Consider the following 11913-nt stretch of genomic DNA (forward strand, 5'->3'; position numbering starts at 1 on the left):
GGAGCGGCGGGGCCGGCCAGCCCGCGGGCGGCACCCTCCCCGGCACCGGCTCGGGTGCCCGGGCCCTGGGAGATCCGACACCTTAAGAAGATTGAACTTTCAAGCAATGGGCTCTTTGTGCCATCATGGAACTCATGACTGAAACTGCTTATCAGCCCGTCGTTGCCTGGTCCAAACCCGAACAGGAGCGGGCGGGGACGCCCCTGCTGGTGCTCTTCCACGGCTACGGATCCCACGAGCAGGACCTGATGGGCCTGGTGCCCGGACTGCCGGAGGAATTCACCGTGGCGGCGGTGCGCGCGCCGGTGGCGATGGGGCCAGGCTTCACCTGGTTCCCCCTGATGCACGAGCCGGACTTTTCCGTGGACAAGGTCACGAAGGCCGTCAGCGACGTGGTGTCCTGGCTGGACGGAGTCAAGGACATGCACAGCAGCGTTTCGGTGCTGGGCTTTTCCATGGGCATGGCGGTGGCCACCTCGGTGCTGCGGCACCGCCCGGAGGAAATCGCCGCGGTGGTCGGCCTGTCCGGATTCGCCGTGCCGGCCGCGGGCAACGATTTCTTCCGCGACGATGCGGTCAAGGCGATCAAGCCCCCGCTCTTCTGGGGCCGGGACCAAGCGGACCAGGTCATCACCCCGGACAAGATCGAGTTCACCCACGCCTGGACGAACGAGCATGTGGACCTGACCAAGGTCCTCTACCCCGGCATCGGCCACGGCATCAACGCCCAGGAACTGGCGCATGTGAAGGAGTTCCTGACCTACAAGGTGCTGCAGGGGAAGTAGCAAACGGCCCGTGCGGGTCAGTCGCGGCTGACCCGCACCGTTTGGCCGTTGCAGCTGACCGTATCGCCGGCGTGCAATTGCCGGCCGCGGCGCGTTTCGATGTCGCCGTTGACCTGGACCAGTCCGTTCTCGACGAACTCCTTGGCCTGGATCCCGTCGTCGGCGAGGTTGGCCAGCTTCAGCAGCTGGCCCAGCCGGATCATCTCGTCGCGGATCGGCACGTCATGGATATCGTCGGAAGCCATGGAACCATCATGCCTGATGCCTGTCGATGCATCCGCGCGGTTCGGGTTCGGGTTCCCGTTTTCGGTAGGCTAACGTTGTAGCTTCGCTATGCGCCGATCCGTGCCTGCAGCAGCCGGGCGGATCTGTGCCATGACAACCCTCGGACCGCACCCAGCGGCCCTGGAGAGATACGGAGAACCACCTCATGGCAGCAGCCAAATCAGCCCTCGATTCGATTATTTCGCTGGCCAAGCGCCGCGGCTTCGTGTTCCAGGCTGGTGAAATTTACGGTGGATCCCGCTCCGCATGGGATTACGGGCCGCTCGGCGTCGAGCTGAAGGAAAACATCAAGCGCCAGTGGTGGCAGACGATGGTCCGCGGCCGTGACGACGTGGTCGGACTGGATTCTTCGGTCATCCTGCCGCGCCAGGTCTGGGAAGCGTCCGGCCACGTGGACGTCTTTTCCGACCCGCTGGTGGAGTGCCTGAACTGCCACAAGCGCTACCGCGCCGACCACCTCGAAGAAGAGTACGAGGAGAAAAAGGGCCGCGCCCCGGAAAACGGGCTGAAGGACATCGCCTGCGTCAACTGCGGCACCAAGGGCGAGTGGACCGAACCCCAGGAATTCTCCGGCCTGTTGAAGACCTTTTTGGGCCCGGTCGCCCAGGAAGAAGGCATGCACTACCTGCGCCCGGAGACCGCGCAGGGCATCTTCGTGAACTTCAACAATGTCCTGACCACCTCGCGGAAGAAGCCGCCGTTCGGCATCGGCCAGATCGGCAAGAGCTTCCGCAACGAGATCACCCCGGGCAACTTCATCTTCCGCACCCGCGAGTTCGAGCAGATGGAAATGGAATTCTTCGTGGAGCCCGGGACGGACGAAGAGTGGCACCGGTACTGGATCGACGCCCGGCTGCAGTGGTACGTGGACCTGGGCATCAAACGCGACAACCTCCGCCTCTTCGAGCACCCGCTGGACAAGCTGAGCCATTACTCCAAGGGCACCACCGACGTCGAATACCGCTTCGGCTTCCAGGGCTCGGAATGGGGCGAGCTGGAAGGCATCGCCAACCGGACGGACTTTGACCTGTCCACCCACTCCAAGCACTCCGGCACCGACCTGAGCTACTTCAACCAGGCCACCAACGAGCGCTACACCCCGTACGTGATCGAGCCGGCCGCCGGGCTCACGCGGTCCTTCATGGCCTTTTTGGTGGACGCGTATAACGAGGACGAGGCGCCGAACGCCAAGGGCGGCGTGGACAAGCGCACGGTGCTGCGGCTGGACCCGCGGTTGGCCCCGGTCAAGGCCGCCGTGCTGCCGCTGTCCCGCAACGAGGACCTCTCGCCCAAGGCCAAGGAGCTGGGGGAGGCGCTGCGCAAGAACTGGAACATCGACTTCGACGACGCCGGTGCCATCGGCCGCCGCTACCGCCGGCAGGACGAGATCGGCACGCCGTTCTGCATCACGGTGGACTTCGACACGCTCGAGGACCAGGCGGTGACCATCCGTGAACGTGACTCGATGGCCCAGGAACGGGTCTCCCTGGACAAGGTCGAAGCATATTTGGCAGCCCGCCTGATCGGAGCCTGAACCGGCCGCGGACCGCGCGTCCGCAGCCGCTGTACCAGCGCAGGCAATTGAGTCACCCGGGCATTTTCCCACAGATCCGCGGATCCGCCGGAATCCATTCCTGCTCGGGAATACCTTCTTCCCTCCGGCAGGCTCACTGCTGGCCGAGCGCCTCCGCCAGGAAGCGCCCGGTGTGGCTGCCCTCGACTGCCGCCACCTGCTCGGGAGTGCCGCTGGCGATGATCTGGCCGCCGCCGGAACCGCCCTCGGGCCCCATGTCCACAACCCAGTCGGCGCTCTTGATCACGTCGAGGTTGTGCTCGATGGTGATCACCGTGTTGCCCTTGTCCACCAGCCCCTGCAGCACCTGCAGGAGCTTGCGGATGTCTTCAAAGTGCAGGCCGGTGGTCGGCTCATCCAGCACGTAGATGCTTCGCCCGTTCGAGCGGCGCTGCAGTTCGCTGGCGAGCTTGACGCGCTGGGCCTCCCCGCCCGACAGCGTGGTGGCGGGCTGTCCGAGCCGGACGTACCCCAGCCCGACGTCCACCAGGGTCCGCAAGTGGCGGGCGATCGGGGTGAACGCGGCAAAGAATTCCGCTGCTTCCTCGATCGGCATGTCCAGGACTTCGGCAATCGTCTTGCCCTTGTAGTGGACTTCCAGCGTCTCGCGGTTGTACCGCGCGCCGTGGCAGACCTCGCACGGAACGTAGACGTCGGGCAGGAAGTTCATCTCGATCTTCAGCGTGCCGTCGCCGGAGCAGGCCTCGCAGCGCCCGCCCTTGACGTTAAACGAGAACCGGCCGGGCAGGTAGCCCCGGAGCTTCGCCTCGTTGGTCTCGGCGAACAGTTTGCGGATGTTGTCGAAGACACCGGTGTAGGTGGCGGGGTTGGAGCGTGGCGTGCGGCCGATCGGGCTCTGGTCGACGTGGATGACCTTGTCCAGCTGGTCCACGCCTTCCACCCTGGTGTGCCGGCCGGCAACATGCTTGGCTCCGTTGAGCTTGTTCGCCAGCACCTTGTAGAGGATGTCGTTGACCAGGGTCGATTTTCCGGAGCCGCTGACGCCGGTGACCGCGGTGAAGATTCCCAGCGGGAACGAGGCATCGATGCCGCGGAGATTGTTTTCCCGGGCACCCACCACCTTGATCTGGCGCTTCTTGTCCATCTTCCGGCGCTTGGCCGGCAGTTCGATGCGGCGCCGGCCGGACAGGTAGTCACCGGTGATGGAACGCGTGTTGTCCAGCAGTTCCTGAAGCGAGCCGGAGTGCACCACTTCGCCGCCGTGCTCGCCGGCGCCGGGTCCGATGTCCACTATCCAGTCGGCCTCGGCGATGGTGTCCTCGTCGTGTTCCACCACTATCAGGGTGTTGCCGAGGTCGCGCAGCCGTGTGAGGGTCTCGATCAAGCGGCGGTTGTCCCGCTGGTGCAGGCCGATGGAGGGCTCGTCGAGCACGTAGAGCACGCCGACCAGGCCGGAGCCGATCTGCGTGGCAAGCCGGATGCGCTGGGCCTCCCCTCCGGACAACGTGCCGGCGGCGCGCTCCAAATTCAGGTATTCCAAACCCACGTCCAGGAGGAACCGCAGCCGCGCCTGGATCTCGATGAGTACCTGGTGGGCGATCTGGGTTTCGCGGGCCGAGAGCTCCAGGCCCGCGAGGAACGAACTCGCCTCGCGCAGCGGCAGGGCAGACACATCCGCGATGGACTTGCCGTTGATCAGCACGGACAGCGACGCGGGGTTCAGCCGCGCGCCGTTGCATTCCGGGCACGGGACCTCGCGCATGTACTCCTTGTAACGGTCCCTCGCCCACTCGGACTCGGTTTCCTCGTGCTTTCGGTGGATGTACTGGAACGCGCCCTCGAATCCGGTGCTGTATTTCCGTTCCCGGCCGAAGCGGTTGCGGTACTGCACCACGACCTTGAAGTCCTTGCCGTGCAGTACGGCCTCCCGGACCTTCTTCGGCAGGTTCTTCCATGGCTCGTCCATGGAGAACCCCAGCTCATGCGAGAGCCCTTCGAGCAACCGCGTCCAGTACTCCTGCGTGGCTTTGCCCAAGGACCACGGGGCAATGGCGCCCTCGGACAGGCTCCGGTCGGGATCCGGGACCACCAGGTCCACATCTACTTCAAGCTTGCTGCCGATACCGGTACAGGCCGGACAGGCGCCGAACGGGTTGTTGAACGAGAACGAGCGCGGCTCGATCTCGTCGATGGCGAGCGGGTGTTCGTTCGGGCAGGCCAGGTGCTCGGAGAAGCTACGCGTACGGCCCGGGTCGTCCTCGTCTATGTCGACGAAATCGGCCAGCACGCGGCCCTCCGCGAGGGCCAAGGCGGTTTCCACCGAGTCGGTCAGGCGCTGGTGGATGCCTTCCTTGGCCACCAGCCGGTCCACCACCACCTCAATGGTGTGCTTGTACTGCTTCCCCAGCTTCGGCGGTTCGCTTAGCTGCACCGGCTTGCCGTCCACCTTCGCGCGGGAAAAGCCCTTGGTGCTCAGTTCCTTGAACAGGTCGACGAACTCGCCCTTGCGCCCGCGCACTACAGGGGCCAGGATCTGGAACCGGGTCCCTTCGGGAAGCTCTTGCAGCTGGTCCACGATTTGCTGCGGGGTCTGCTTCTCCACCGGTTCACCGCACTGGGGGCAAAAGGGGCGGCCGACGCGGGCCCACAGCAGGCGCAGGTAGTCGTAGATCTCGGTGATTGTTCCCACGGTGGAGCGCGGGTTGCGGCTGGTCGATTTCTGGTCGATCGAGACCGCCGGCGACAGGCCCTCGATGAAGTCCACATCCGGCTTGTCCACCTGCCCCAAGAACATCCGCGCATAGGAAGAGAGCGATTCCACGTACCGGCGCTGGCCCTCGGCGAAGATCGTATCGAAGGCCAACGACGACTTGCCCGAGCCGGACAGGCCCGTGAAGACGATCATGGCGTCGCGGGGCAGGTCCACGCTGACGTTCTGCAGATTATGCTCGCGGGCGCCCTTGACGACCAGCCGGGACATGTCCGCGGAGCGGGAAACGGGGGTGGCAGACTCGGAATCGGTCGCCGGGACGGACGTTTCGCTTGCTTTTAGCACGGTATCTACTCTAATCGAAAATTCGTTCGAACTTGTATTACATCGGTCACGGCGGACGGCACCTGCGGACAGAGAGCGTCCGCAATTGCGGGCTCCCCTGGCCGGCAGACGACGGCTGATGCCGCCTACTTGATGCCGTGGCGCTCCAGCGCGGCCTTGGCGGCGGCGAGTGCTTCCTTGCCGCCGATCCCTTGACCGTGAACGGCGCGGGCGAATGCTTCGGCGGCATCGCCCAGCTGTTGGCGGGCCTTGCCGGCTCCGGCGCTGACCACGGTGCCGGCCCGGCCGTGGGTTTCCACCCGCCCGGCAGTTTCAAGCTCCCGGTAGGCGCGTGCCACGGTATTCGGGACCACACCCAGATGATCGGCCAACCGCCTGACGGGCGGCAGCTTCGTGCCCACCGGAAGTTCGCCGGCATCGGCCGCTTCGATGATCCGCAGCCTCAACTGCTCGAAGAGCGGCACGGCGCTGTCGCGGTTCATCCGCCAGTCAAACTCGCTCGCTTCCATCGTCTGCGCCCGCTCCTCGTCGTGTCCCCAGCATCGCGCTGCCTGTCCGCTGCTACAACCAGAATGACATCCTGAGCCGTCCGGGTCGACTGTCGGTAGGCTGGGAAGCATGTTGCTTCACGAAGATCCTGCAGTCACCATCCGCGGTATTTCCGTTTCCGAGATGGACAACAACGTCTATCTGCTGACGGCCAAGGCTTCCGGCACCCAGGTGTTGATCGACGCCGCCGATGACTTTCCGGCCATCCAGCAACTGCTGCGCGAGGGCGCCGCGGATGCCGGGCGGCCGGCCGAGGTTGCCCTGATCGTGACCACGCACAGCCACTGGGACCATGTCCGGGCCCTGCCGGAGGCGGTGGCCGCTACCGGCGCCAAAACGGCGGCCGGGGTGGAGGATATTCCGCAGATCGAGGTGCGGACCGATGTTGCGCTCGAGCATCAGGACGTCGGCCGCTTCGACGGATTCTCGTTGGAAGCCATCAAGCTGCGCGGGCACACGCCGGGTTCCGTGGCGCTGCTCTACCGCGCACCCGAGGGTCCGCCGCACCTGTTCACCGGAGATTCCCTGTTTCCGGGCGGGCTGGGCAACACGCAGCAGGACCCGGAACGGTTTTCAACCCTCTTCAACGATGTGGCCGAACGGGTGTTCAACTACCTGCCCGACGACACGGTGGTCCATCCGGGCCATGGCGCCGGCACCACGCTCGGGGCAGAACGGCCTCATCTGGACGAGTGGAAATCGCGCGGCTGGTAGGGCGCATTCAACCCCGACAGACGTGGACGTTGGGGGGAATCCCGCCTGCCGGGGCTCTCTAATTCTAGCGCCGCGGGCTGCTTTCGCTCCCTTGCCACCCGAGGAAGGATGGCAGGCTGCCCCTGTCAGGCCAGGAAGGACGGCAGGCTGCGTTCCGCCGCGGAGTACGTGGCGGCGTCCGGGATCTGTCCCGCCATAAAGCGGTCCACGAGCCGCGGATCCACGTACGACTTGCGGGCGACGGCGGGCGTATTGCCCAGCCGCTCCGAGACGGCGTGCATGGCTGCGACCACGGCCTTGCGCCGTCCGGTGAGATTCGGCTTGCCGGTGTAGCCGGCCAGTGCCACGGCGGCCGTTACCGTTCCCTGCCACGTCCGGAAATCCTTGGCACTGAACTCCGGCCCGCAGAGTTCGTGGATAAACTCGTTCAACTCCGACGCGCCCAGCCCCGACCAGTCTCCGGTGCCGTTGCGGTAACCGATGGCCGGATCGTCGGCCTTCAGGGTCCGCACCGCCGCCAGCTGGACGGCGATATCCGGATCCTTCAGTTCCACGTCCCACTGCAGTCCGCTCTTCCCGGGAAAATGCAGCCGGACGGTATCTTCCCGCACCTGCACGTGGCGAACCAACAACGTCGTAACCCCGTAGGATCCGTTATCTTCGGCGTAGACTTCCGAACCGATCCGCAACGACGCGCTGTCCAGCAGGCGGAAGGCAACGGCACAGGCCACCGGGCGGGTTCGTTCGCCGGACCTCAGCAGCCTCGTCACCTTGCGGCGCGCGGTGGTCAGGGTGGCTCCGAACGCCAGGGAGCGGTCGAACTTTTCCCGATCCCTGAGTTCCCGCCAACGGGCATGGTAGATGTATTGCCGCCGCCCGGCGTCGTCGGTTCCCGCGGCCTGGATATGCCCGTTGGGTGCCGGGCAGATCCACACATCCGACCACGCCGGCGGGACCGCCAACGCCTTGATCCTTCGGAGCTCGTCCCCGGCAGGCCTCGAACCGTCGGGGTTGCGGTAGGAAAACCCCGTCCCGTGGCGCCGGCGGGTGATGCCGGGTGCACGGACGTTGCTGCGCCTTAGCCTCAGACGGGCACCTCCATCTTGAATCCGCAGCTGCAGCGAAGGATTTCGACGTCGACCCGCACGGTCGGGAGCGGCCCGGTTTCCGGGGAGCCTGCATCCACGGGATCTACGATGGAGTGGTCGATGCGTTCCACCGGCTGCATGGGCTCCCCGCAGTGCATGTAGCCCTCGGCGCCGAAATCGATTCCGACGCTCTCGGATTCCGTGGCCGGCACCTTGAAGGTTTCGTGCCCGTAGTACGCGTCGCAGCGGCTGCACCAGTAGCTGACGTCCCATCGCGGCAGTGCGGGTGCCCCGGCCTGCGGCGGCAGCAGCGTTACGGCATCGAAGACCAGGTACTCGTCGGTGCTGCAGGCAGAGCACGAGGGATCGGGCAACGCGCTTCCCGGTTCCCGGTCCTGGCCGGCATGGGCACTTGAACTGTCATTGGCAATCATGATCGTCTGCCCTTCCAATCTGCAATCCAACTAATGATAAGTATACTGTTTGTAACCCATCATACTGAGGTTGGAAAAGCAGCATAAGCGCCGCGGCGGCGCCCCCGGAAGGGTGTACGGCCACCGCGGCACGGGCCGCTTGGATCAGCCGCCAGGGAAGCAGCCCCGGGCGGGGCTAACTGGTGCCGTCATACAGCGAGTCCGGCGGTTCGCCCCCGGGTTTGCCGTACAGGCCACGGACCCGCCGCTTGCTGGCCTGCAGCGCGTCCCTGCTGTCGCGCCGGTCCAGTTCGACCCGCAGCTCCTCCAAGCGGAACTCGGTCTCGGGGTCGGCCGCGCCGAACTGGATGCTTTCCCGCTCGAGCTGGCGCATGGCCCTGCCGTACAGTGCCAGCAGTTCGGGGTCGCCGAGGGGAGCCAGATCCATGGGAAATTCGTCGGCGGGTGACAGATGGCGGTGCCGCATCAGTTCCGCCCCAAACCGAGGAAACCCCCTGCATACCGACCGGCATCGGACCTGTCCATGCGCAGCCTCCAGATAGCCCGGGAGCCGATTCGGCTCCAACTGCTGCGAGCTTACAAGCGCTTCCCCCCTCCGGCAACGAATGACTGTATTATCGCGCCGGCGCGGTTAATTTTACGCCTTGGTCTTGACAGGCGGCAGCCCGGGATGCCGTGGGCATCCCGGGCACCCGTCCGCCGGGGCGGCGGGATGATTATTCGTCGTAGCGTTCTTCCCGGATGGTTCCGAACGGGACCTCCTCGGTCGCCATGGCTTGCACTTCGTTGGGGAGGAAGCGGACCAGCACGCCGCGATCGCCTTCGGCGGCCGATTGCTTCAGCACCGGCAGGATCGCGTCGGCCTGGGTCGGCTCATATCCGGCCAGGTACTTGGCATACGCCTCCGGCAACTGCTCCGACATCATGGCCGCCGGGATCAGTAGGAGATGAACTCGACCAGTTCACCCACCCGGTCCTCCGGATAGTTGCGGGCGACGTCGGCCTGGCTGAGTATTCCGACCAGGTCGTGTCCATCGATGACCGGCAGCCGGCGCACCTGATGGTCCTGCATGGTTCTGATGGCCTCTTCGATGCTGTCGTCCGCGCCGATGGTCACCGGCTTGCCTTGGCCCAGTTCGCCCGCTTTCACCTCGCGCGGGTCCCGCCCGTCGGCCAGGCACTTGATCACAATGTCGCGGTCCGTGACCATGCCCTTGAGCCTGTTGTCCTCACCGCAGATGGGCAACGACCCCACGTCGAGGTCGCGCATTTTTTGCGCGGCCAGCTCCAGCGTCTCGTTCTCGCCAATGCATTCAACACCACCGGTCATGATTTCCCTTGCGGTTGTCACGGATATCAGTCCCTTCAGGTAGTTCGAGCCGCTTCGCGCACCGTCCGGCCAGCGGGGACGAGCACGCCAAGCTGATTTATAAGGTTACTTACAATTACCATAGGGCGCGGGGGAATTGAAGGGCGGCCGGCGCCTCCCCCGCCGCTGACGTCGGATTTGCGCCCATCCCCTTGGCCGCCGGCCAGCGCTTTAAGCCACGGAGCCCCCGTGAACCAGCGGCTCACGGGGGCTCTGTGACAAAGGAACCGGATCAGCGCCTGGCGCCGCCTTCGGTGTCGTCGGCAACACGGTCGGCGTCCTCGTTCAGGTGGGCCTTGGCGTCGGCGATCTTGTCCTTGGCCTCGCCCTCGACCTGCTGGCCCTTGCCCTTCAGCTGCTGGGACTTGTCATCCCTCGCCTCGCCGACGGCTTCGTTGACCTTGCCGGTCACCTTGTCCTTCGCAGCATCGAACTTGTCGCCCATACCCATATCAGCACCTCTTTCGGTTCAGGTTTTCCTACAGGTTCAGCCAGAGTATCGCGCCGCGGGCCAAGTAGAAAGCTTGCTGACCTTCGGGCCGGTTCGCCCGGGGCTGCCCTTTCGCGCTTCCGGATCCTCACGGGAGGGCAGGCCGCTACCCGGCTGTACGACCCGATGCGCGACAGCGTAGGGTGGCATCACGATCAGCATACTGACCATACCGGCCGGTCCCCGGCCACGCCTTCCACTCCAGTGGGGCACCAAAGGTGCCGGCGGAGCCTTCGCAGCGGCCGTTAGAAGGGAGCCAGACATGACAGATCAGTACACCTTCCAGAATCCGGTAGACCGTTTTCCCAGCATCTCGCCGCCCAAACAGAGCCAGCCGGAGCCCGGGCTGGACAAAGAGCTGGAGCCCGAGACCGACCGCGGCGAAGAGTCGTACCGCGGCACCGGCAGGCTGACCGGCCGCAAGGCCCTGATCACGGGAGCGGACTCCGGCATCGGCGCCGCCGTCGCCATCGGGTTCGCCCGCGAGGGAGCCGACGTCGCCCTCTCCTACCTTCCGGCGGAGGAATCCGATGCCCGGCACGTCGCTTCGGTCATCGAGCAGGATGGCCGGACGGCGGTGCTCCTTCCGGGCGATATTTCCGATGCCGAGGCGTCCCGCGAGCTGGTCGCAAAGGCGGTGGAACAGTTGGGCGGGCTGGACATCCTGGTCAACAACGCAGGGCGCCAAATCGCCGTCGAGAAGATCGAAGACATCAGCGACGAACAGTTCGAGGACACGTTCCGCACGAATGTTTTTGCCATGTTTTGGATCACCAAGGCGGCCGTGCCGCACATGCCGCCGGGCTCGACGATCATCAACACGACCTCGGTCCAGGCCTACAATCCCTCGCCGGTCCTGCTGGACTATGCCTCCACCAAGGCGGCCATCAACAACTTCACCAAGGGTCTTGCGCAGCAGTTGGCAAGCCGCGGCATCCGGGTCAACGCCGTGGCCCCCGGCCCCTTCTGGACCCCGTTGCAGGTCAGCGCGGGACAGCCGAAGGAAAAGCTGCCGGAGTTTGGCAAGAACGTTCCCCTCGGCCGCGCCGGGCAGCCCACAGAACTGGCGCCGGCCTACGTCTATCTGGCCTCGCCGGAGTCGAGCTACGTTTCCGGCGAGACGCTGAACGTCAACGGCGGAACGCCCACGCCGTAGAAGCGAAACGCCCGGCCTTCGAGGACCGCCCCTGCGCCGCCCACCGGGCCGCGGGGCGGTCGTCCGGAGGAAAGCGGAGAACAGAAGACTCAGCCGAGCTTGCGTCCCACCGCGAAGATCCGGCGGAATCCGAACACGGTTCCGTGTTCGCCGGCCGGGTAGGCGTCGCGCAACAGCGTGGCGTACGCGGATTCGAACTTGGCCGCTTCTGCCGCCGGCAGGGCGGCCAGGACGGGGCGCAAACCGGTGCCCCTGACCCACTCCAGCACCGGGTCCGGCCCATGGAGCAACTGCTGGTAGGTCGTTTCCCAGACGTCGGCGTCACAGCCTTCGTCCCGTAGCAGCATGAGGTAGTCCTCGGGTTCGGAGACTGCGTCCTCGTGGCGAAGCACCCCGTCCAGCCGGCGATGCCACCGCGGCGAGCCGGCGAGCGCCCGCATGAGCGCGTGCGACG

The 11913-nt window shown here is 65.6% G+C and carries 14 protein-coding genes; 4 read left to right on the plus strand and 10 right to left on the minus strand.

All coding sequences use genetic code 11. The features are described 5' to 3' along the window. The first annotated feature begins 134 nt into the window (after positions 1-134). Positions 135-785 (plus strand): alpha/beta hydrolase, encoded by a 651-nt coding sequence (locus tag AC5RUJ_RS05120; RefSeq protein ID WP_494026396.1) that lies wholly within the window; start codon positions 135-137, stop codon positions 783-785. A gap of 17 nt (positions 786-802) precedes the next feature. On the opposite strand, the gene AC5RUJ_RS05125 is transcribed toward AC5RUJ_RS05120, so the two are convergent. Further along, positions 803-1030, minus strand: a complete 228-nt coding sequence (locus AC5RUJ_RS05125) for an RNA-binding S4 domain-containing protein (protein WP_494014231.1) — start codon at positions 1028-1030, stop codon at positions 803-805. 185 nt (positions 1031-1215) lie between these two features. Between AC5RUJ_RS05125 and AC5RUJ_RS05130 the strand changes: the two genes are divergently transcribed. Then, on the plus strand, positions 1216-2604 hold the full coding sequence (locus AC5RUJ_RS05130; RefSeq protein WP_494128294.1) for a glycine--tRNA ligase: 1389 nt from the start codon (positions 1216-1218) through the stop codon (positions 2602-2604). Between the two features lie 133 nt (positions 2605-2737). Here the strand turns inward: AC5RUJ_RS05130 and uvrA are convergent, their stop codons facing one another. Then, positions 2738-5584, minus strand: a complete 2847-nt coding sequence (uvrA, locus tag AC5RUJ_RS05135; RefSeq protein ID WP_494023311.1) for an excinuclease ABC subunit UvrA — start codon at positions 5582-5584, stop codon at positions 2738-2740. Positions 5585-5784: 200 nt separating this feature from the next. After that, a complete protein-coding gene (locus tag AC5RUJ_RS05140) occupies positions 5785-6168 on the minus strand; it encodes a GntR family transcriptional regulator (protein ID WP_493978542.1) in 384 nt (127 codons plus the stop codon). Positions 6169-6277: 109 nt separating this feature from the next. On the opposite strand from AC5RUJ_RS05140, the gene AC5RUJ_RS05145 reads away from it, so the two are divergent. Then, a complete protein-coding gene (locus AC5RUJ_RS05145) occupies positions 6278-6922 on the plus strand; it encodes an MBL fold metallo-hydrolase (RefSeq protein ID WP_493999632.1) in 645 nt (214 codons plus the stop codon). 125 nt (positions 6923-7047) lie between these two features. Here the strand turns inward: AC5RUJ_RS05145 and AC5RUJ_RS05150 are convergent, their stop codons facing one another. The 6 genes from AC5RUJ_RS05150 to AC5RUJ_RS05175 form a co-directional block, all read right to left on the minus strand. Beyond that, positions 7048-8043, minus strand: coding sequence for a DNA topoisomerase IB (locus tag AC5RUJ_RS05150; protein ID WP_494127915.1), 996 nt, complete (start codon positions 8041-8043; stop codon positions 7048-7050). After that, on the minus strand, positions 8007-8462 hold the full coding sequence (locus tag AC5RUJ_RS05155; RefSeq protein ID WP_494109216.1) for a hypothetical protein: 456 nt from the start codon (positions 8460-8462) through the stop codon (positions 8007-8009). Before AC5RUJ_RS05155 ends, AC5RUJ_RS05150 begins: the two co-directional genes overlap by 37 nt. Positions 8463-8619: 157 nt before the next feature. After that, positions 8620-8871 (minus strand): hypothetical protein, encoded by a 252-nt coding sequence (locus AC5RUJ_RS05160; protein ID WP_493999630.1) that lies wholly within the window; start codon positions 8869-8871, stop codon positions 8620-8622. A 289-nt stretch (positions 8872-9160) separates the two neighbouring features. Further along, a complete protein-coding gene (locus AC5RUJ_RS05165; protein ID WP_494127901.1) occupies positions 9161-9370 on the minus strand; it encodes a hypothetical protein in 210 nt (69 codons plus the stop codon). An 11-nt stretch (positions 9371-9381) separates the two neighbouring features. Beyond that, positions 9382-9795, minus strand: coding sequence for a CBS domain-containing protein (locus AC5RUJ_RS05170; protein WP_494013916.1), 414 nt, complete (start codon positions 9793-9795; stop codon positions 9382-9384). 250 nt (positions 9796-10045) lie between these two features. Continuing rightward, positions 10046-10258, minus strand: a complete 213-nt coding sequence (locus AC5RUJ_RS05175) for a CsbD family protein (RefSeq protein WP_493978548.1) — start codon at positions 10256-10258, stop codon at positions 10046-10048. Positions 10259-10565: 307 nt separating this feature from the next. Between AC5RUJ_RS05175 and AC5RUJ_RS05180 the strand changes: the two genes are divergently transcribed. Next, entirely contained in the window at positions 10566-11459 is an 894-nt protein-coding gene (locus tag AC5RUJ_RS05180; protein WP_494127902.1) for a glucose 1-dehydrogenase, read from the plus strand. Positions 11460-11548: 89 nt separating this feature from the next. Here AC5RUJ_RS05180 and AC5RUJ_RS05185 read toward each other — a convergent pair. Next, positions 11549-11913, minus strand: a 365-nt coding sequence (locus AC5RUJ_RS05185; RefSeq protein ID WP_494155646.1) for a class I SAM-dependent methyltransferase, incomplete at its 5' end; no start/stop codon positions are given.

It is taken from the genome of Arthrobacter sp. Y3223164 (genome assembly GCF_059091005.1).